Origin of the sequence: Qipengyuania sp., from assembly GCF_965277845.1 — a bacterium.
Taxonomy (GTDB): domain Bacteria; phylum Pseudomonadota; class Alphaproteobacteria; order Sphingomonadales; family Sphingomonadaceae; genus Qipengyuania.
Map to the genome: position 1 here is coordinate 1187626 of NZ_OZ255844.1, position 20659 is coordinate 1208284.

At 66.1% G+C, this 20659-nt stretch carries 17 protein-coding genes; 9 read left to right on the plus strand and 8 right to left on the minus strand.

Annotation, left to right across the window (positions count from 1 at the left end; genetic code table 11):
• Positions 1-41 precede the first annotated feature (41 nt).
• The 4 genes from ACQY4G_RS05890 (at position 42) to holA (ending at position 4614) form a co-directional block, all read left to right on the plus strand.
• Positions 42-488 carry a DUF3576 domain-containing protein gene (locus ACQY4G_RS05890; protein ID WP_421989427.1) on the plus strand — a complete coding sequence of 149 codons (447 nt, stop codon included), beginning with the start codon at positions 42-44 and terminating at the stop codon, positions 486-488.
• 66 nt (positions 489-554) lie between these two features.
• A complete protein-coding gene (gene leuS, locus ACQY4G_RS05895; RefSeq protein ID WP_421989429.1) occupies positions 555-3071 on the plus strand; it encodes a leucine--tRNA ligase in 2517 nt (838 codons plus the stop codon).
• Positions 3071-3571 carry an LPS assembly lipoprotein LptE gene (lptE, locus tag ACQY4G_RS05900; protein WP_421989431.1) on the plus strand — a complete coding sequence of 167 codons (501 nt, stop codon included), beginning with the start codon at positions 3071-3073 and terminating at the stop codon, positions 3569-3571. The genes leuS and lptE overlap by 1 nt, the downstream gene beginning before the upstream one ends.
• Positions 3568-4614 (plus strand): DNA polymerase III subunit delta, encoded by a 1047-nt coding sequence (holA, locus tag ACQY4G_RS05905; RefSeq protein WP_421989433.1) that lies wholly within the window; start codon positions 3568-3570, stop codon positions 4612-4614. Before lptE ends, holA begins: the two co-directional genes overlap by 4 nt.
• Positions 4615-4621: 7 nt before the next feature.
• Here the strand turns inward: holA and ACQY4G_RS05910 are convergent, their stop codons facing one another.
• Genes ACQY4G_RS05910 through ACQY4G_RS05920 form a run of 3 tightly spaced genes read right to left on the minus strand, consistent with a single transcriptional unit; the run spans position 4622 to position 6480 of the window.
• The gene (locus ACQY4G_RS05910; RefSeq protein ID WP_067692474.1) at positions 4622-5170 is read right to left on the minus strand and encodes an LptA/OstA family protein; all 549 of its coding nucleotides are present in this window, start codon (positions 5168-5170) and stop codon (positions 4622-4624) included.
• Positions 5170-5838 carry an LPS export ABC transporter periplasmic protein LptC gene (lptC, locus tag ACQY4G_RS05915; RefSeq protein WP_067692477.1) on the minus strand — a complete coding sequence of 223 codons (669 nt, stop codon included), beginning with the start codon at positions 5836-5838 and terminating at the stop codon, positions 5170-5172. Before lptC ends, ACQY4G_RS05910 begins: the two co-directional genes overlap by 1 nt.
• Before the next feature lie 24 nt (positions 5839-5862).
• Positions 5863-6480: a ribonuclease D gene (locus ACQY4G_RS05920; RefSeq protein ID WP_067692479.1), complete on the minus strand. Its 618-nt coding sequence runs from the start codon at positions 6478-6480 to the stop codon at positions 5863-5865.
• Between the two features lie 78 nt (positions 6481-6558).
• Here ACQY4G_RS05920 and ung point away from each other — a divergent pair, with 78 nt between their 5' ends.
• The 3 genes from ung (at position 6559) to ACQY4G_RS05935 (ending at position 9312) form a co-directional block, all read left to right on the plus strand.
• Positions 6559-7239 carry a uracil-DNA glycosylase gene (ung, locus tag ACQY4G_RS05925; protein WP_421989435.1) on the plus strand — a complete coding sequence of 227 codons (681 nt, stop codon included), beginning with the start codon at positions 6559-6561 and terminating at the stop codon, positions 7237-7239.
• Positions 7240-7418: 179 nt separating this feature from the next.
• The gene (locus ACQY4G_RS05930) at positions 7419-7751 is read left to right on the plus strand and encodes a TraR/DksA family transcriptional regulator (RefSeq protein WP_421989437.1); all 333 of its coding nucleotides are present in this window, start codon (positions 7419-7421) and stop codon (positions 7749-7751) included.
• Between the two features lie 64 nt (positions 7752-7815).
• The gene (locus ACQY4G_RS05935) at positions 7816-9312 is read left to right on the plus strand and encodes a serine hydrolase domain-containing protein (RefSeq protein WP_421989439.1); all 1497 of its coding nucleotides are present in this window, start codon (positions 7816-7818) and stop codon (positions 9310-9312) included.
• A gap of 1 nt (position 9313) precedes the next feature.
• Here the strand turns inward: ACQY4G_RS05935 and ACQY4G_RS05940 are convergent, their stop codons facing one another.
• Entirely contained in the window at positions 9314-10093 is a 780-nt protein-coding gene (locus tag ACQY4G_RS05940; RefSeq protein ID WP_421989441.1) for an SDR family NAD(P)-dependent oxidoreductase, read from the minus strand.
• An 80-nt stretch (positions 10094-10173) separates the two neighbouring features.
• Here ACQY4G_RS05940 and ACQY4G_RS05945 point away from each other — a divergent pair, with 80 nt between their 5' ends.
• Both ACQY4G_RS05945 and ACQY4G_RS05950 read left to right on the plus strand, forming a co-directional pair.
• A complete protein-coding gene (locus ACQY4G_RS05945) occupies positions 10174-10956 on the plus strand; it encodes an enoyl-CoA hydratase (protein WP_421989443.1) in 783 nt (260 codons plus the stop codon).
• A gap of 70 nt (positions 10957-11026) precedes the next feature.
• On the plus strand, positions 11027-12016 hold the full coding sequence (locus tag ACQY4G_RS05950) for a hypothetical protein (protein WP_421989445.1): 990 nt from the start codon (positions 11027-11029) through the stop codon (positions 12014-12016).
• Here ACQY4G_RS05950 and ACQY4G_RS05955 read toward each other — a convergent pair.
• From ACQY4G_RS05955 to ACQY4G_RS05970, 4 genes are all read right to left on the minus strand, one after another.
• Positions 12013-13449: a glutamate synthase subunit beta gene (locus ACQY4G_RS05955; RefSeq protein ID WP_421989447.1), complete on the minus strand. Its 1437-nt coding sequence runs from the start codon at positions 13447-13449 to the stop codon at positions 12013-12015. The genes ACQY4G_RS05950 and ACQY4G_RS05955 overlap by 4 nt on opposite strands.
• 126 nt (positions 13450-13575) lie before the next feature.
• Entirely contained in the window at positions 13576-18228 is a 4653-nt protein-coding gene (gene gltB, locus ACQY4G_RS05960) for a glutamate synthase large subunit (protein WP_425061724.1), read from the minus strand.
• Between the two features lie 219 nt (positions 18229-18447).
• Entirely contained in the window at positions 18448-19422 is a 975-nt protein-coding gene (locus ACQY4G_RS05965; protein ID WP_421989449.1) for a hypothetical protein, read from the minus strand.
• Positions 19423-19427: 5 nt separating this feature from the next.
• Positions 19428-20645, minus strand: coding sequence for a TIGR04063 family PEP-CTERM/XrtA system glycosyltransferase (locus tag ACQY4G_RS05970; protein ID WP_421989451.1), 1218 nt, complete (start codon positions 20643-20645; stop codon positions 19428-19430).
• Positions 20646-20659 lie beyond the last annotated feature (14 nt).

Here is a 20659-nt window from a genome sequence, read left to right on the forward strand (position 1 = left end):
CAGTATAGAGCCAAGACCCCTGCAGGATACCAAGGACCGACATGAGCGCTTTCGCAAATCTTCGCCGCCCAGCAACCATCGCCGTCGCGATTGCAGCATCGCTCGGCATTGCGGCGTGTGGCGGTCGCGAGCGTCCCGAGGCGGATCTCGCAGCAGCGCAGGTCACCACGATCGGCGTCAATTCCTACCTCTGGCGCGCCGCGCTCGATGCGGTCAGCTTCGCTCCGCTGCTGCAGGTCGACAGCAATGGCGGCGTGATCGTGACCGACTGGTACGCCAACCCGAGCAATCCGGGCGAGCGGGTCAAGATGACCGTCACCATCCTCGATTCCGACCTGCGCGCCGATGCGCTGCGCGTGGCGGCCAGCCGCCAGGTCAATCAGAACGGCACGTGGGTGGATGCGCCGGTACAGGCGGCAACCGTGCAAAGGCTCGAAGACATCATCCTCACCAAGGCGCGCGAGCTGCGCCGCGAAGCGGTGAGCTGATCTGCGGCGGGCGCTGCTCGAAAAGCGCCTTCCCATCGCTTCCAAAATCCGTAAACGCGGCTGCCTATGAGCAGCGATACCCGTTTCGACCCGGCTTCGGCCGATGCACGCTGGCAGGCCGCCTGGGAAAAGGCGCAGACTTTCCGCGCCGACAGCGATTCCGAAAAGCCCAAGAGCTACGTGCTCGAGATGTTTCCCTATCCCTCGGGGCGCATCCATATCGGCCACGTGCGCAACTACACGATGGGCGACGTTCTGGCGCGCTACAAGAAGGCCAGAGGGCATGAAGTGTTGCACCCGATGGGCTGGGACGCTTTCGGCATGCCGGCGGAGAATGCCGCGATGGAAAAGGGCGTCCATCCGGGCGGTTGGACGCGCGACAATATCGAACACATGAAGGCGCAGCTGAAGCGCCTCGGCTTCGCGCTCGACTGGTCCAGAGAACTGGCGACCTGCGAGCCCGACTATTACGGCCACGAACAGGCGCTGTTTATCGATCTCTACGAGGCAGGCCTCGTCTATCGCAAGGAATCAGAGGTCAACTGGGATCCGGTCGACATGACCGTGCTCGCCAACGAGCAGGTGATCGACGGCAAGGGTTGGCGTTCGGGCGCGGAAGTCGAGAAGCGCAAACTCAACCAGTGGTTCCTCAAGATCACCGATTTCGCCGAGGAGCTGCTCGAAGGTCTCGGCAGCCTCGACAACTGGCCCGACAAGGTCAAGCTGATGCAGGAAAACTGGATCGGCAAATCCAAGGGGCTCGAGTTCGCCTTCGACCTCTCGAACGGCGAGAGGCTGCCGGTCTATACTACGCGCCCCGACACGATTTTCGGCGCGAGCTTCGTCGCCGTTGCCGCCGACCATCCGGTGGCGCAGTCGCTCGACAGCGAAGAAGCCAAGGCCTTCATTGCAGAGTGCAAGAAGGGCGGCACGACCGCTGCCGAATTGGAGACAGCGGAGAAGCTCGGCTTTGATACCGGTATCACCGCCAAACACCCATTCACCGGCGCCGACCTGCCCGTCTACATCGCCAATTTTGTGCTGATGGATTACGGCACCGGTGCGATCATGGCCGTGCCGGGCCACGACCAGCGCGACTTCGAATTCGCCACCAAATACGGCCTGCCGATCCCGCGTGTGGTTGCACCCAGCGTGGATGACGCGGACAAACCGTTCGACGGCGAAGCCGAGGCGGGGGAAGGCGTGATCGTCAATTCCGATTTCCTCGATGGAATGGAGGTCGAGGACGCCAAGCGTGAGATCATCCGCCGCATCGAGGAACAGGGCCGGGGCGAAGGCAAGACCGTCTGGCGGCTGCGCGACTGGGGCGTTTCGCGCCAGCGCTATTGGGGCACGCCCATCCCCTTCATCCATTGCGAGAGCTGCGGCGTGGTGCCCGCGCCCAAGGACAGCCTGCCGATCACGCTGCCCAAGGACGTCGATTTCCAGACGCCGGGCAATCCGCTTCTGCGCCATCCGACCTGGAAACACGTCGACTGCCCCAAATGCGGCGGCAAGGCCGAGCGCGAAACCGACACGCTCGACACCTTCACCAACAGCTCGTGGTACTTCCTGCGCTTTGCCAGCCAGCCGGCGGACAGGCCCTTCGACCGCGAGGAAGTTGCCAAATGGCTGCCGGTCGAGCAGTATATCGGCGGGATCGAGCATGCGATCCTTCACCTGCTCTATGCCCGTTTCTGGACCCGCGCGCTCGCGCAGATCGGCATGCTCGACGTCAAGGAACCCTTCGCCTCGCTGTTCACGCAGGGCATGGTCACGCACGAGACCTATTCGCGCCGCGAGGGCGGAAAGACTGTGTATTACGCGCCCGACGAGATCAGTCGCGAGGCCGAGCGCGCGCTGCTGACCGCCGATGGCGGCGAGGTCGAGATCGGCCGCGTCATCAAGATGTCGAAGTCGAAGAAGAATGTCGTCGACCCCGATACGATCGTCGACACTTATGGCGCCGACGCGGTGCGCTGGTTCATGCTGTCCGACAGCCCGCCCGAGCGCGACCTGCCGTGGTCGGAAGCGGGGATCGAGGGCTGCAGTCGCTTCGTCCACCGGTTGTGGCGCCTGTTCGGTGCCTATGACGCCGGGGCAGAAGGCGAAGACAAGGCACTGGCGCGCAAGACGCACCAGACCATCGCGGCAGTCGCACAGGACATCGAGGCGCTGGGCTTCAACAAGGCCGTCGCGCGCATTTACGAGCTGACGGGCGCGGTCGAGAAGGCCAAGCCCTCGACCAGCCGTAGTCATGCGATCCGCACGCTGGTCCAGCTCGTCGCCCCGATGATGCCGCATCTCGCCGAGGAAGCCTGGGCGACGCTGGGCGAGAGCGGAATGGTCGCCGATGCCGCCTGGCCCGAAGTCGATCCCGCGCTGCTGGTCGAGGATGAGGTGACCATCGCGGTCCAGCACAGGGGCAAGCTGCGCGATACGCTGACCGCGCCCAAGGGCGCGCCGAAGGAGGAGCTCGAGGCGATGGCGCTGGCCAGCGAGAAGGTGCAGCGTTCGCTCGACGGGGCAGAAGTGCGCAAGGTCATTGTGGTGCCCGACAGATTGGTGAATATCGTCACCTGATGCGGATTCTCCTCGCCAGCTTCGCCCTGTTCGCGCTGTCGGCCTGCGGGCTCTCGCCCATGTATGCGGGGGGCGGCAGCGGCGCGGTGGCGCAGTCGCTCGCCGCGATCGACGTTGCACCGATCGAAGGCCGCGCGGGATGGCTGGTGCGTAGCGCGCTCGAGGAACGCTTCGGCGCGGCGGGACAGACGAGCCCGCAATATCGCATCGAAGTGCGGCTCGACGATCAGCTCGAAGGCCTGGCCGTCCTGCGCGACGACACGATCAGCCGCGAGCGCCGCACGCTCCGCGCGCGCTACCAGCTGATCGACCTGTCGAGCGGCGAGATCGTCCTCGATGCGAGCGATGGCTCGGACGCAGGGATCGACGTGGTGTCGAGCGAGTATGCAGTCATCGCCGCCGAGCAGACCGCGCTCGAGAACCTCTCGCAGGACCTCGCCCAGCGGATCGTGACGCGCGTCGCGCTGGCGCTGCGCAGCCAGGGCGACGGAGAGCAGTGAAGCTCACCAATCGCGATTTTGCGGCCAAGGCGCGTGGCGCCGCGCAGGGCTGCTCGATCTTCTTCTTTTGCGGGCAGAACGAGGCTGGGGCGACCGCAGCGGCGAACGAGCTCGCCAGCTGGCTCCCCGACCCAGGCGAGCGCGTCGAGCTGTCGGGCGCCGAACTGCGCGGCGACCCCGCGAAGCTGGGCGACGAGGCGCGGACCAATTCGCTGTTCGGCGACAAGCGCCATATCTGGGTGCGTGCGAGCGGCGAAGAGGCGCTCGAGGCGTTGAAGGTGCTGGTCGAGACCGGCGAGGCGGGCGCGGGCGAGGCCTGCCCCGTGATCGTGGTCGCGACCTCCGCGACCGACAAGTCGCGCAGCGCCAAGCTGCTGGAAAAGCGCAAGGATGCGCTGGTCGCGATGTTCTATCCGCCCGACTTGCAATCGGTGACGCGCAGCGTGCGCGCGCTGGCCGACGGGGCGGGCGTCCGGCTGGGCGGTGACCTCGCCGAACGGATCGCGCGGGCGGCCAATCTCGATGTGCGGCTCGCGAAGAGCGAGGTCGACAAGCTGGCGCTCTATCTCGACGCCTCGGCGCAGAGCCCGCAGACCGCGACTGCCGAGGACCTCGATGCGATCGGCGCGGCGAGCGAGGATGATGGCTTCGCGCCGCTGGTCAACGCCGTCATGGGCGGGCAGGCGGCCAAGGTCGGCGTGGAACTGGCGCGGATGAAGCAGCTCGGCCTCAACCCCGTCGGCGTGCTGCTCGCCTTCGAACGGCGCGCGGCGCAGCTGGCGCGGATCGCGGCCACGCTCGGCTCGCGCCCCTTTGGCGATCTCGATCGGGGCGAGGAGGCGCGGCTGGGCATCTTCTTCAAGGAGAAGCGCGACATCGGCCAGCAGTTTGCGCACTGGCGGCACGGCGACAAGCTCGACCGGCTGACGCAGCGGCTCGTCGGCCTGCACCGCGAACTGCTGACCAACAGCCAGGCGGCCGAACTGCTCCTCGCGCAGGGTCTCGCCGATATCGCCAAGGTCGCCGGGGCGCGATCCCGCTAGGCGCGGATCAGTTCTCGGGGACCGAGAAGGTTCCTGTCACGCGGCCGCCCGACTCGCCCTCGCCGGTGACCGAGGAGGACCCGCTGGCGCGCCCGTCGACGCTCGAAACGCCGGTCGCCAGATCGATCACCAGCCGCCCGCCATTGAGCGTATCGCCGCCGCGGCGGAGCCGGACATTGCCCGCCATGGTGATGATCCGCCGATTGAAGTCGTAGACTGCCGTATCGCCGCGTGCGCGCTCGTTGCCGCGTGACACGTTCACCCCTCCGGTCGCCATGATCCGCTGGATGGAGAGATCGCCCGCGTCGGAATAGTTCACGATCGTGCGCGCCGCGCTGAGGTTGAGCCCGGCCTGGCTGATCTGAACATTACCCGACAGCACCACGCGGTTTTGCCTGTCCTGCAGCTCGATCCGGTCGGCGGCATAGGAGACCGGCGCGTTGGAATTGTGCCCGGCGATCGCCTGCGCGGAAAGCTGTATCCCGGCAAAGGCGGCCGCGGTGACGGCGAAGGAGCCGATGCCCCAACGGGCGATGGTGGGGAGCAGGTGCTTCATTACGGCATCCTCAATTCACCGGGTACCATGCGCAGCCGCGCATTTCCGGTCAGGGTTATGGTGCGCGCCGACAGATCGGCGGTCAAGCGGTCGGCGCGAAAGGTCCCGGCGGGGATCGCGCCGTCGACCCCGCCCGCGCCGACGAGCTGCTTGTTGGCGAGATCGACCGAGACGTCGCGCGCCAGCATGCGATAGCCGTCCGCCGCCAGCATCCGCATGGGCCCGATGATCGAGACGACCTCCTCGTCGATATCGTATTGGCCCGCCTCGGCGGAAAGGCGCGCGGGCCCATCGTCGAGCAGCAGCCGCGCAACCAGATCGTTCATCCGCACGATGCCCTCGGAACTGGAGCGCTGTACCGCCTCGCCAGCGGTCAGCGAAAAGGGACGCCCCTGGTCGTCCGCCCCGCGGTAGAGCGCGTTGTCGACGCGCAGGCGCTCCTCGATGATCGCCACCTTGTTGCGATCGAGCAGAAAGCTCACCTCGCCGCGCGGACTGAGCGGCGTGATGACCATCAGCGCGGCGAGCACCCCGACTGCCATCGGCAGCGCGCGCGCGAGCAACCCCACCAGCCGGTCATGCGTCCCGCCCGGCTCGGCCCAGTGCTGGCGTTCGTGCCGCCGTTCCTTGGCCTGTGCCGTTTCGATCCTGCGATGCCGGGATGCCATGGGTGTTACCTGTCCGGTCGGTCCTTACATATGGCTGAAGATATCGTGGTCGGCCCATCCTGCCACGTCCAGCCGCGCGCGGGTGGGGAGGAATTCGAAACAGGCCTGCGCCAGATCGGTGCGCCCTTCGCGGTCGAGCCTGCGGTCGAGTTCGTCCTTCATCCGGTGGAGGAAGCGCACGTCGCTCGCGGCATATTCGCGCTGTGCCTCGTTCAGCTCGGGTCCGCCCCAGTCGCTCGACTGCTGGGCTTTCGAAATGCTCTCGCCCAGCAATTCCTCGACCAGCATCTTGAGGCCATGGCGATCGGTATAGGTGCGGGTCAGCTTGCTGGCGATCTTGGTACAATAGCACGGCGTCGCCATCACGCCGAGATAATGCTCGATCGCGGCGAGGTCGAAGCGCGCGAAATGAAACAGCTTGAGCCGCTCCGGATCGGCCAGCACCGCCTTCAGATTGGGTGCGTCATAGGTGCTCTCGGGGCCGAAGCGCACGAGGTGCTCGTCGCCCTTGCCATCGCTGATCTGCACGACGCACAGCCGGTCGCGGATGGTGACGAGGCCCATGGTTTCGGTGTCGACGGCCACCGGGCCATCGGCGAGGACGCCTTCGGGAAGGTCTTCTTCGTGGAAATGCACTGCCATGGGCCAGCGCCTTAGGCCGATTGGGGATTGTAGGGAAGGGGTGCTGGCCCACCGCCCGGTCCCGGCTACAATCGCATCATGACCGAAAGCGTCCCCCAAAGCTGGCAGCCCGTGCTCGAACCGGTGCTCGCAACTCCCCAGGCGCGGCAGCTCGGCGGGTATCTCGTGGCGGAAGAACGGGCGGGCAAGGCGATCTATCCGCCGCGCGGGTGCCGATTGAAGGCGCTCGACCTGACCCCGCTGGACGAGGTCAAGGTGGTGATCCTGGGGCAGGATCCCTATCACGGGCCGGGCCAGGCGATGGGGCTGTGCTTTGCAGTGCCCGAAGGCGTGAGGGTCCCGCCAAGCCTGGTCAATATCTACAAGGAACTCGAAGCCGATCTTGGGATTGCGCGACCCGACCATGGCGATTTGAGCGAATGGGCGCGCCAGGGCGTGCTCTTGCTCAACAATACGCTGACGGTCGAGGCGGGGCGGGCAGGCAGCCATGCCGGGCGCGGCTGGGACGCGATTACCGATGCCTGCGTGGCGGCGGTGGCGGCGCGATCCGAACCCAGCGTGTTCATCCTGTGGGGCAGCCATGCGCAGGCCAAGGCGAAACGGATCGATGGGTTGCGCAGCGGGCGGCACTGCGTGATCGAAAGCCCGCACCCCAGCCCGCTGTCGGCGCATCGCGGCTTTTTCGGGTCGAGGCCGTTCAGCCGCACCAACGCCTTTCTCGCTGAGAACGGGCGCGGCTCGATCGACTGGGAAGTGTGACACGAACGCCGCCGCTGGAAAGCGAGACTTTCCGCAAAAGCCCTTGCTTTCCGGCGGGTTGCCGCCCCGTCGCGCATACGGCCTGTGACTTTCCGTTGGCGGCAGGTCTCGGGCGAAGGGTTGGCGGTCCGGCATGCCCGCTACTTGCCATGCGCAGGTCCCTGTAGGAAAATGCTTACATGAGAGAGGACGAGGCCCGCACCCGCCTGCTCGCGCGCCGCGCCGAACTCGAAGCCGAGGATGCGGCCAATGCGGACTCGCGCGATACGGTCGAATTGCAGCAGGACAGCGTCGGGCGTCTGTCGCGCATGGATGCGATGCAACAGCAGGCGATGGCGCAGGCGACCGAGCGCCGCCGCAAGGCAGAGCGTAACCGGATCGCCGCTGCACTCGCCCGGCTCGACCAAGGCGAATGGGGCTGGTGCACCGTCTGCGGAGAGCAGATCGCCGAACGGCGGCTCGCCCACGATCCGAGTATCGCGACCTGCCTCAAATGTGCGAGCGCCGGTTAAGCGGCTTTGCAGACGCAGGGCGCTATGCCAGTTTGCAGCGCGAACGTTAAAGGGGGAGAAGCTCGTGAAAGCGGTTTTCAAGGCAGGCGCGGCGCTGGCGGTACTCGCAATGGTGGTCCCGGCGGACGCGCGCAGCGGCGGCGAACACCATGCCGAGGTGGCGGACGGCACGACGGCAAGCGACGAAGCAGCCAAGGCCGAGGCGCTGGCCGAGGCGATGCGCGCGGCCGAACTCTGGATCGAAGGACAGCGACAGTTTCGCAAGATCCCCGCAATTTCGGCGGCGGTCGCGCGGGGTGACGAAACCGTCTGGGCGCAGGGCTTCGGAACGACCGACCGCGCGAAGACCAAGCCTGCCACGCCCGATACGATCTATTCGATCTGCTCGATATCCAAGCTCTTCACCGCGATCGCGCTGATGCAGCAATGGGAGCAGGGCAAGGTCGCGCTCGATGCGCCGATCTCCGAATACCTGCCCTGGGCGACGCTCGCAGACGATCCGCGCGAAAGCGTGCCGGTAACGCTGCGCGGGGCGCTGACCCATTCGGCCGGACTGCCGCGCGAAGCGGATTTTCCCTATTGGACCGGGCCCGATTTTCCCTTTCCGAGCCAGGACCAGATCCGCGCGAAAATCGCCAGCCAGGTCCCGCTCTATCCCGCCTCCACCACCTGGCAATACTCCAATCTCGGTCTGACGCTGGTGGGCGAGACGGTCGAGGCGGTCAGCGGTCAGCCCTTCGCCGACTATGTCACGGCCAATATCCTCGATCCGCTCGGTCTCGACGATACGCGGCCCGGAATCCCCACCGGTCTTTACGGCGGGCAGATGGCCGTCGGCTGGGGCGCGCTCGAGCCCGACGGCTCGCGCCCGCAGGTCGCACTGTTCGATCCTGCGGGAATCACGCCGGCTGCCGGGTTCAGCGCCAGCGTGGCAGACCTCGCCAAATTCGCCGGCTGGACCCTGCGGCTGGCCAAGAGCGGCGAAGCCGAAGTGCTGCGTGCCTCGACGCTGCGCGAGATGCAGCGCGTCCATTACGTCTCGCCCGACTGGGAAACCAGCTGGGGGCTGGGGTTCGCGGTGCGGCAGGAAGGCGGCACGACGATCGTCAGCCATGGCGGGTCGTGCCCGGGCTATCGCAGCGCGCTGATGATCGCGCCGAAAGAGGAAATGGGCGTGGCCGTGGCGATGAATGCGATGGACGATCCGGGCACTGTCGCGCGCGGCATCGCAGCGCTCGTCAAGGCGCGGGGCGAGGCCAAACCTTTCGATCCGGTCGAGGGCGTGTCGCTTTCCGATTATGCCGGGGTCTATGGCGGCCAGCCGTGGGGCGCGGATTACATGATCATTCCCTGGGCCGGCGGGCTGACCTGGCTATCGCCCGATGCAAACGAGCCGGCGAAGGGCATGTGGCGCCTCAAGCCGCTCGGCGAGGATCGTTTCCGGGTCGTCACCGACAAGGGCGACGAGCGGCACGAGGTCCTCTTCGAACGGGACCGTGCGGGCAAGGTCCAAGCGGTGCGGCAACATTCGAACGTTTCGCCGCGATTGCGCGGTCTCTAGCTCAAAAAATCGAATAGCCGCCGTCGATCACCACCGAATCGCCGGTGTGAAACTTGCTGGCATCGCTGGCGAAATAGACCGCGATGCCGGCGAAATCCTCGCCCTCGCCCCAGCGGCGCATGGGCACGCGGCCGATCGCCTTTTCGTTGAAGGCGTCCCAATTCTGCAGCCGCTCGGTCATTTCGGTGGCGATCCAGCCGGGCAGCACCGCATTGGCGCGGATGCCATGGCGGGCGAGTTCGACCGCCGTACCGCGCACCATCGCGAGGACCCCGGCCTTGGTCGCGGCATAGGCCTGGTTCTGCGGCGCGCCGTGGATCGCCGAGACCGATGAGGTGACGAGCAGCGAGCCACCCTTGTCGCCGCCCTCTGCACGCTCGACCATGTGCTTGGCCGCCTCGCGAAAGGTCCAGAACACAGCGTCGAGATTGACCGTGGTGACCTTGCGCCAGGCCTCGGTGGTCTGCTCGGTCAGCGGCGCGCCGCCGCCCACACCGGCATTGGCGATGCAGGTATCGATCCGCCCGAGGCGCGACAGGCTCTCGGCCATGGCGTCGATCACGGCCTGTTCGTCGGCAACGTCGACCGCCAGCCCCTCGACCCGCGTGCCATGGGCCTTCAGCTTCTCGAGCGCGGCGGCGTTCTTGTCCGCATTGCGGCCCCAGATCGCGATATCCGCGCCGGCCGCCGCCAGCCCTTCGGCCATGCCCAGCCCGATCCCGCCATTGCCGCCGGTCACCACTGCCACCTTGCCGGTGAGGTCGAAGGGTTTGAATGCCATGCTCGTCTCTCCTCTCCTGCCCACTCATGCCGAGTGGGAGGACGATTGCAAGGCGCAACCCATCGGCTAGGCTATCGCGCATGACCGACCTCATCCTGACCGAGATCGCCGACGGGATCGCCACCGTCACCCTCAACCGACCCGAAGCGATGAATGCGCTGTCGAAAGCACTGCGACACCGGCTGTTCGAGGTGATGACCGCGCTCGATGTGGACGACGCCGTGCGGGCAGTGATCCTCACCGGTGCGGGCGAGCGGGCTCTTACCGCCGGATTGGATCTGAAGGAATTGGGATCGCAAGAGGGCGCGCTGGGTGCGGCCAATGCCGAAGGCGCGGAGGAAAACCCGGTCAAGGCGATCGAACACTGCCGAAAGCCCGTGATCGGCGCGATCAACGGGGTGGCGATCACCGGCGGGTTCGAACTGGCGCTGGCCTGCGACGTGCTGGTCGCCAGCACCCATGCGCGCTTTGCCGATACCCATGCGCGCGTGGGCATCGTGCCGGGCTGGGGCCTGTCGCAAAAGCTCAGCCGGATGGTCGGGATTTCGCGCGCCAAGGAGCTGAGCTTCACCGGCAATTTCCTCGATGCGCCAACCGCCGAGCGCTGGGGGCTGGTCAACCGCGTGGTTACGCCCGAAGAGCTGCTGCCCGAAGCGCGCCGCCTCGCCGCCGATATGGCAAGCGTCGACCCAGATTTCCTCGCCACCTACAAGCGGCTGATCGACGAGGGCTACGCCGCCAGTTTCGGCGAGGGGCTGGCGCTCGAACACCGGCTGTCCTCTGCCGCCAACAGCGCAGTCAGTCCGGAGGAAGTCGAAGCGCGCCGAGCCGCCGTGCAGGCGCGTGGCCGCACGCAGCGATGATGCATTCGGCGAAACAACCGGTGAATGTTTGGCGCTTCCGAAATCACGCTCGCCGAGCTATCGAGACGTCATGGAACGGCAGCTGTCCGCCCGTCTGACCGGCCTCGCGCCGATCGTCCTTCCCATCCTCGCCATCGCGCTCGCCCGCGCCATGACCCATACGGATTGGGCCGCGGCCAATGCGGTGCTGGCGGCGCTGCTCTTCGCCTGGATCGTGGCCGACAGCCTGCTGCTGGCGACGATCGCCAAGGCAGAAAAGCGACGGCCCGGCGCGCGCGCAATGCTCGGCGCCGCCGCGCTCGCCAGCATTATCATCCTGGCCGGTGCGGCCGAGCCTGTTCGCGCGGCGATCCTCTCGATGCCGCCCCTGCTTGCGGCGGCGGCGCTGACGGTCACGCTCTTCGCGATCTGGAGCGGCACCGTCGTCGTTCGGGCATTGGCAGCAGGCGCATCGCGCGAAGAAGCCGCCGCGCTCGTCTTCCCGCCAGGACTGGTTCGATTCATGAGCGCGGAAGCGCGGATCATGCGGCTCGCCTTGCTGGGCTGGCGGTGCGGGCAGGATATTCCGAAAGGCGCGCAGGCGTTCGACTATCACCGTTTTCTGTTGCCGATGATCTATGTCTTTCTCGCCTTGCAGGCGATCGAGCTTGCGGTGATGCATTTCCTGCTGATGCAATGGAACGCGACCGTCGCGTGGATCTGGTTCGGCCTCGGCATTGCGAGTGGGCTGTGGATCATCGGTCTCGCGCAGGGTTTCCGCCTGCATCCGGTGTTGTTGACCGACGAAGGCCTGCGGGTGCGCAGCGGCATTATGGTCGACGTATTGGTGCCCTACGCCGCGATTGCGGGCGTGGTGCCGAGCTTCGATGCCGAGCAGGTGAAGGCGAAAGACACGCTTAACCACGCGGTCCTTTCATGGCCCAATGCCATGCTCGAACTGGATCGGGCGATCATCGTCCGGCCGTTGATCGGGGCCGAGCAGGAGATCGTGCGGGTTGCCCTACGGATCGACGACAGCGCGGCCTTCCTCGCTGCGCTGGAGGAGCGCCTACCCGCCTAACGCGGCAGCTCGCTCGTGCCCATCAGCGCCTTGTCGACCGCATGGGCGCATTGGCGCCCCTCGCGGATCGCCCAGACTACCAGGCTCTGCCCGCGGCGCATGTCGCCGCAGGTAAAGACGTTGGGCTCGCTGGTGAGGTACCAGTCGGTATCCGCCGCGACATTGCCGCGTGTGTCGAGATCGACACCCGCGCGGTCGAGCAGGCCCCGGCGCTTGGGCCCGGTGAAGCCCATCGCCAGCAGGATGAGATCGGCCTTCAGCGTGAAAGTGCTGCCCTCGATCTCCTGCATGCGCCCGTCCTTCCATTCGACGCGCACGCATTCGAGCCCGGCGACGTCGCCATTTTCCTCGACCACGCGCTTGGTCAGAACGGCCCAGTCGCGCTCGACCCCTTCTTCGTGGCTCGAGGAGGTGCGCAGCTTCAGTGGCCAGTCGGGCCAGGTCAGCGCCTTGTCTTCCTTCTCGGGCGGTTTGGGCATGATCTCGAGCTGCGTCACGCTGGCCGCGCCCTGGCGGTTCGATGTACCGACACAATCGCTGCCCGTGTCGCCGCCGCCGATCACGATCACGTGCTTGCCCGTGGCCGTCAGGCTCCCGCGCGGGGCCGCGCGAACCTCGTCGTCGCCTGCATTGCGCTTGTTCTGCTGGGTCAGGAACTCCATCGCCAGGCGCACGCCGTCGAGCTCCGAGCCGGGAATGTCGAGCATGCGCGCTTCTTCCGCGCCGCCCGCCAGAACCACCGCGTCGAAATTCTCCTGCAGCGCCTGGAAGCTGACCTCCACCCCGACCTCGCTCGATGTGCGGAACTGGACGCCCTCGGCTTCCATCTGCACCGCGCGCCGATTGATGAGGTGTTTTTCCATCTTGAAGTCGGGAATGCCGTAGCGCAGCAGCCCGCCGATCCGGTCGCTCTTCTCGAACACGGTTACCGCGTGGCCGGCCCGGGCGAGCTGTTGTGCGCAGGCGAGGCCGGCCGGGCCGCTCCCGATCACCGCGACCGATTTCCCGGTGCGTTTCTCGGGCAGCTCGGGCTTGACCCAGCCTTCGGCAAAGCCGCGATCGATGATCGCGCATTCGATGCTTTTGATCGTGACCGGCGAGTCCACGATGTTGAGCGTGCAGGCCGCCTCGCACGGTGCGGGGCAGACGCGGCCGGTGAATTCGGGGAAATTGTTGGTCGAGTGGAGAACGTCGAGCGCGTTCTTCCAGTCGTCTTCGTAGACGAGGTGGTTCCAGTCCGGGATGATGTTGTTCACCGGACAGCCGGTGTGACAATAGGGAATGCCGCAATTCATGCAGCGCGCGGCCTGGCGGCGCAGCTCGTCCTCGGGCAGCGGAACGACGAATTCCTTGTAATTCGCCACTCGCTCCTTCGGGTCGAGATAGGTGCGGTCGTGCCGCTCGTATTCTAGAAAGCCGGTTTCCTTGCCCACGAGGTCAAATCTCCGATTCGGCCGAAGCCCCCGCGCAGGCGGGGGTCCCGCCAGGCTGCGCGGGAACGTTGAAAGAAGAAGTGGGATCCCCGCCTTCGCGGGAGTGAATGGGGAGGTCGAAATCGATCATTCCGCCGCTTCCATCGCGGCCTGTTCGCGTTCGTCTTCGAGTGCTTCCAGGGCGCGCTTGTAGTCGCGCGGCATCACCTTGCGGAAGTTCTTGAGTTCCTTCGCCCAATCGTCGAGCAGCGCCTTGGCCTTGGCCGAGCCGGTATGCAGCAGGTGGCGCTCGACGAGTACCTTGAGCCGTTCGGCATCGTGATAGAGCGGATCGCCCATGCCGAAATTCTCGACCGAGACGGGGCGTTGCTGCGGGCTGCCCCAGCTCTTTTCGGCGCCTTCGCCGTCGCCGGGCTGGACGTCCAGAACATCCACCTGCGCATGGTTGCACAGCTTTTCGAAGCGATTCTCGGGATCATAGACATAGGCGATGCCGCCGCTCATCCCGGCGGCGAAATTGCGGCCCGTCGGGCCGAGCACGCAGACCACGCCGCCGGTCATGTATTCGCAGCCGTGATCGCCGGTGCCCTCGACCACCGCGACCGCGCCCGAGTTGCGCACCGCGAAGCGCTCGCCCGCCACGCCATGGAAATAGGCCTCGCCCGCAATCGCGCCATAGAGCACCGTATTGCCGACGATGATGTTGTTCCCGGGCGCGCGCGGCGCTTCCTTCGGCTGGCGCACGATGATGCGACCGCCCGACAATCCCTTGCCGACATAATCGTTGGCATCGCCAGTCAGGCTGATGGTGACGCCGTGGGCGAGCCAGGCACCGAAGCTCTGCCCGGCAACGCCGGTGAAATCGATCCGGATCGTGTCGGGTGCGAGGCCAGCATGGCCATGCGTCTCTGCGATCCGGCCGGACAGCATCGCGCCGACAGTGCGGTTCACATTGCGGATCGTTCGCGAAAGCTGGACCGCCTGACCGCTCTCTATCGCCGGCTTGCAGGCTTCGATCAGCGCGACATCCATGGCCGCGGCTAGGCCATGATCCTGGCTTGCGGTGTGATGGAGCGCCCGGCCTTCTTCGCGCGGGACGGCATGGAGGATGCGTTTCAAATCGACCCCATGCGCCTTCCAGTGGCGCTCGACGCGGCGCATGTCGACCCGATCCACGCGGCCGATCATCTCCTCGACGGTGCGAAAGCCCATCTCGGCCATTATCTTGCGCAGCTCTTCGGCGACGAAGAAGAAGTAGTTGATGACATGCTCGGGGGTGCCGGTGAAACGCTTGCGCAGCACCGGGTCCTGCGTCGCGACGCCGACCGGACAGGTGTTGAGATGGCATTTGCGCATCATGATGCACCCCGCCGCGATCAGCGGGGCGGTGGCGAAACCGAATTCGTCCGCGCCGAGCAATGCGCCGATCGCGACATCGCGCCCGGTCCTGAGGCCCCCATCGACCTGCACCGCGATGCGGCTGCGAAGATCGTTGAGCAGCAGCGTCTGCTGCGTTTCGGCGAGGCCGATCTCCCAGGGGCTGCCTGCATGGGTGAGGCTGGTCAGCGGGCTCGCGCCCGTCCCCCCTTCGTAGCCCGAAATGGTGACGTGGTCGGCTTTCGATTTGGATACGCCCGCGGCGACCGTGCCCACACCCACTTCGGACACCAGCTTGACCGAAATGCGGCTTTCGGGCTGCACGTTCTTGAGGTCGTGGATCAGCTGGGCCAGATCCTCGATCGAATAGATGTCGTGGTGCGGCGGGGGCGAGATCAGGCCCACCCCAGGGGTCGAATGGCGCACCTTGCCGATGCGCTTGTCGACCTTGTGGCCGGGCAATTGACCGCCCTCGCCGGGCTTGGCGCCCTGCGCCATCTTGATCTGGATATCGTCCGAATTGACCAGATATTCGGTCGTCACGCCGAAGCGTCCCGAGGCGACCTGCTTGATGCGGCTGCGCATCGAATCGCCATTGTCGAGCGCGCGGAAGCGTTCGGGCTCCTCGCCGCCTTCACCCGTGTTCGAGCGCCCGCCGATGCGGTTCATGGCGATGGCGAGCGTCGAGTGCGCTTCGTGGCTGATCGAGCCGAAGCTCATCGCGCCGGTGCTGAAACGCTTGACGATTTCGACCGCGGGTTCGACCTCGTCGAGGCTCAACGGCTGTTCGGCGGGCTTCAATTCCATCAGCCCGCGGATGGTCAGCAGGCGTTCGGACTGCTCGTTGATCGAGCGGGCGAACTCGTCGTAATTCTTGGCATCGTTCCCGCGCACTGCATGCTGCAATTGCGCCACCGATTGGGGCGTCCAGGCATGCGCTTCGCCGCGCAGGCGGTACTGGTAGATGCCGCCGACATCGAGCATGCCCTTGTACAAGGGATTGTCGCCATAGGCTTGCGCGTGGCGCAGCACGGCTTCCTGCGCCACTTCGGCGAGGCCGATGCCTTCGATCGTGGTCGCAGTGCCGGTGAAATAGGTGTCGACGAATTCGCTGTTCAGGCCGACCGCATCGAAGATCTGCGCGCCGCAATAGGACTGGTAGGTGGAGATGCCCATCTTGGACATGACCTTGAGGATGCCCTTGCCGACCGCCTTGACGTAGTTCTGGCGCACTTCGGTCGGATCGAGGTCAGCGAAACGTTCGGCGCGCAGGCTCTCCAGCGTTTCGAACGCGACATAGGGGTTGATCCCTTCGGCCCCATAGCCCGCCAATGCGCAGAAGTGATGCACTTCGCGCGCTTCGCCGGTTTCGATGACCAGGCCGGTCTGCATGCGCAGGCCCTGGCGTACCAGCTGGTGGTGGACGGCCGCGGTGGCGAGCAGCGCGGGCATGGGAATGCGGTCGGGGCCCTGGTTCCGATCGGAAAGGATCAGGATGTTGGCATCGCCCAGCACCGCCTCGGTCGCCGCCCAGCACATTTCCTTCAGCGCCATGGAAAGGCCTTTGGCTCCGGTGCTCGCATCCCAGGTGATGTCGATGGTCGCGGTACGGAAGGCGCCGTCGAGCGCTGCCTCGACCGAGCGGATTTTCGCAAGCCCCTCATTGGTGAGGATCGGCTGGCTGACTTCGAGGCGCTTGTGCGTGCCGGCATCGCGGCCGAGCAGATTGGGGCGCGGGCCGATCATCGAGAGCAGGCTCATCACCAGATCTTCGCGGATCGGGTCGATCGGCGGGTTGGTGACCTGCGCGAAGTTCTGCTTGAAGTAATCGTAGAGCAGGCGGCTGCGGTCGGACAGCACGGCGATCGGCGTATCGGTGCCCATCGAACCGATCGGATCTTCGCTCCCGCGCGCCATGGGCCCGAGGAAGCGGGCGATGTCCTCCTGCGTGTAACCGAAGGCCTGCTGGCGTTCGAGCAGGCTGGTGGTGGCGGTGGGAATCTCGCTCAGCTCGGGCTCGATATGGTCGAGATCCTTGAGCTTGTACTGCGCCGCCTTGAGCCATTCCTCATAGGGCTGCGCATTGGCGAGATCGGCCTTCAGCTCCTCGTCCTCGACGATACGGCCTTCATCCAGGTCGATCAGCAGCATGCGCCCCGGCTGGAGGCGCCACTTGCGCGTGATGTCCTCGTCCTTGAACGGCAACACACCGCTTTCCGAAGCGAGCACGACGAGATCGTCCTTGGTCGTGCACCAGCGCGCGGGCCGCAATCCGTTGCGGTCGAGGCAGGCGCCGATCTGGCGGCCGTCGGTGAAGCATACGGCGGCGGGGCCGTCCCAGGGCTCCATCAGCGCGGCGTGATATTCGTAGAAGGCGCGGCGCGCGGGATCCATCAGCGGGTTCTTGGCCCAGGCTTCCGGCATCATCATCATCATCGCATGCGCGAGGCTGTATCCGCCGGTCAGCAGCAGTTCGAGCGCATTGTCGAGACAGGCCGTGTCCGACTGTCCATGCGGGATCAGCGGCCACATCTTGTCGAGATCGGCGCCGAGCAGCTCGCTTTCCATCGTGCGGCGGCGCGCTTCCATCCAGTTCACATTGCCGCGAACCGTATTGATCTCGCCATTATGCGCCATGAAGCGATAGGGGTGGGCGAGGCGCCAGCTGGGGAAGGTGTTGGTGGAAAAGCGCTGGTGGACCAGGCCCAATGCGCTGACACAGTCGGGATCGCGCAAATCGTCGTAGAAACTGCCGACCTGATTGGCGAGCAGCAGGCCCTTGTAGACGACGGTGCGGCTGGAAAAGCTCGGAATATAGGCGGTGGTCAGGCCCGGGATGCCGTGCTTGTCCTCGAGCGCCTTGAGCGGGTTGAGCGTCTGCTTGCGGATGACGACGAGCTTGCGCTCGAAGGCGTCCTGATCGGCGCAGTCGCCCCCGCGCGCGACGACGCATTGGCGGATGACCGGCATCGAATCGACCACCGCCTTGCCGAGCCCGTCGAGCGTGGTCGGCACATCGCGCCAGCCGACCACCCGCTGGCCTTCCTTCTCGACGAAGCGCTCGAGCTGCTTTTCGACGAATTCGCGCGCCTCGCTCGCCTGCGGGAGGAAGCACATGGCGACCGCATAGTCGCCCGGCTGCGGCAGGTCGTGGCCGTGTTCCTTGGCCCAATTGCGGAACAGCGGATCGGGCACTTGCAGCAGAATACCCGCGCCATCGCCCAGCAGGGGGTCGGCGCCGACCGCGCCGCGATGGTCGAGATTGGCGAGGATTTCGAGCGCCTGGGTGACGATCGCATGGCTCTTCGCGCCCTTGATATGCGCGACCATGCCTACCCCGCAGGCGTCGTGTTCGTTACGCGGATCGTACAGACCCGTTGTGTGGGGCGGCGTGCGTCCCATTGGCGAAGCGTCCTCCTTCGTGCCCGCCGACCGGCCTCGCTGGATGCGGGGCGGCCGGGAACATGGTCGAGCGGTGCCCTTCGCGGCACCTGCAAAATTGCGCGAAGGGCCCTAATGCCGACAGGATCGATATTTTGCAACTGCGAGAAGCGTAGCAAAATTTCTCCAGCGCCAAGAATTACGCTTGAGCGCGCGTTTCCGTAGAGGAAATTCGTATGCTTACTTCGGCTTGCCGACGCGGCTGAGCTTGTCGAGCGCGCTGCGCAGATCCGCCTGCGGATCGCCGGAGCCGCCGCCCGAACCGCGATCGGGAGCTTCGCGCTCCGCTTCCCGGCGCAGGAAGGCGATGACCGGATCGGCATCTCCATTCTCGGGCGGGCCTGCCTTCAAGGCATCGAGCGCAGTGCCGAGACGCTGGGTCAGCTCCTCGAGCGAGAGGTCGCCGAGCGCTGCGGGCGAAGGAGGGCTGGCTGCGCTTTCCGGCTCGAGCGTTTCTTCCACCTCAGCCTCCACCGTCGCGCTGTGCGAACTCTTCGCTTCTGTGTCCGGAGAGGTCTGGACGGCGGGCTCCTCCACCGGGGAGGCCGGCTCTTGCGTGTCTTCCCATGCATCCGCGGCCTCGGCCTCGTGGATGGGCTCCTCCCATTCCTCGGCGAAATAGGGGTCGTCGGGAACGCTTTCGACCTCCTCGAGACCGGCTTCTTCGGTATCGGCATCGCGGGCGGTCAGGCCGCCACGCGCGCTTCCCTCGAACGAACCGATGCCCTCTTCCGGCAAATCTTCGCGCGGGTTGAAAGGGCGCCGCGGAGCGTCCGCCCCTGTGTCGGCGGGCCTGGGGTCTTCCTTGTCGTCCTGAAGCCAGACGCCCGCGGTTTCGGCGGCCTCTTCGTCGTCGCTTTCGTCACTTGCCTCGTTGATCGCGGCAACCCGCATGGCAAGCACGAGACCGATCATCAGGCCGAGCAGCGCGGCACCCATCGAGAGGACGAGGCGGGCAGCGGATTCGCCGGGCAAAATGCCGGCCAGGCCGAAACGCTCGGCCAATAGCTGGTGCACACCGGCCGGCATCACGAACAGGCCGAGCCCCAGCAGCAGCGCGAACCACGCGCCGACGCCCCACTTGAAGGCGGGGTGGCTACTGATCGGCGCTGTGCGCTTGGCGGCAGTCATTTCTCGTTCGAATACCCGTTCCATGCGGCTCACTCGGTCGCTGAAGAGCCACTTTCTAGCAGATGTTGGTAAACGGCCCGATAACGATCGATGTTCCTCGCCCAATCGTGGTTTTCGGCGACATGGCAGCGACCGGCCTCGCGCATCGCGGGCCAGCGGTATTTCTCGTCGATGAAGCGCGCCAGCGCTTCTGCGATTCCCGCGGGATCGTCGGGCGGAAACAGCAGCCCGGTGACACCGTCCTCAATCAGCTCGCGATGCCCGCCGACATCGCTCGCGGCGACGATACGCCTCTGTGCCATGGCCTCGAGCGGCTTGAGCGGCGTGACGAGATCGGTCAGCCGCGATTTTTTGCGCGGGTAGGCGAGCACATCGACCAGCGAATAGTAGCGCTCGACCTCGCTGTGCGGAACGCGGCCGGTAAAGATGATCGCATCGCGTGCCGCAGAGGCCGCCGCCAGCGCGCGCAGCGTCTCCTCCATCGGCCCACCGCCGACGAGCAGGAGTTGCGTGTCCGGGTGGCGTGCGCGCAGCATCGGCATGGCGGCGATGGCGTCATCGAGCCCTTCATAGTCGTAAAAGCTGCCGATGAAGCCGATCACCGGCCCCTCGCCAATGCCGATCTGCCGCGCCAGCCCAGCGTCGCGCGGTGGCGGTTCGCCGAACAGGGCAAGGTCGACGCCATTGGGCGACAGCGCGAGTTTACCTCCGTCGTGTCCGCGCTCGACAAGGTCCCCGCGCAACCCCTCGCTGATCGTGAACACTGCATCGGCCCCCTTGACCACGCGGTCCTCGAGCGCGCGGGTCAGGCGATATTTGAGCGAGCCTGCGCTGCCGGTTCCATTGCCCACCGCCGCATCCTCCCAGAAGGCGCGGATCTCATACACCAGGGGCACGCCAAGTTGCCGTGCGGCGCCCAGGCCGGCCATACCGCACAATGCGGGCGAATGCGCATGCAGGATATCGGGGCGCCAGTCGGCGGCGAGACGCTCGATGCCGGCGCGCAGTGCCGCGATCTCGCGCCATTCGCGCAGGCCCGGAAGGCTGGACGGGGTGCCCGGCACGCGGTGGAATGTCAGCCCCTCGACCTCCTCGATCGGCGGGCCGCCTCGAATATGGCGCGGGCCGGTAATTCCGCGTATCTCGACGCCCGCGGCCTGCAGGCTCTTGAGGATCGCGCGCGTGCGGAAGGTATAGCCGGAATGCAGCGGCAGCGAATGGTCGAGGATATGCAGCACGCGGGTCATCGGCTGCGCTGTGT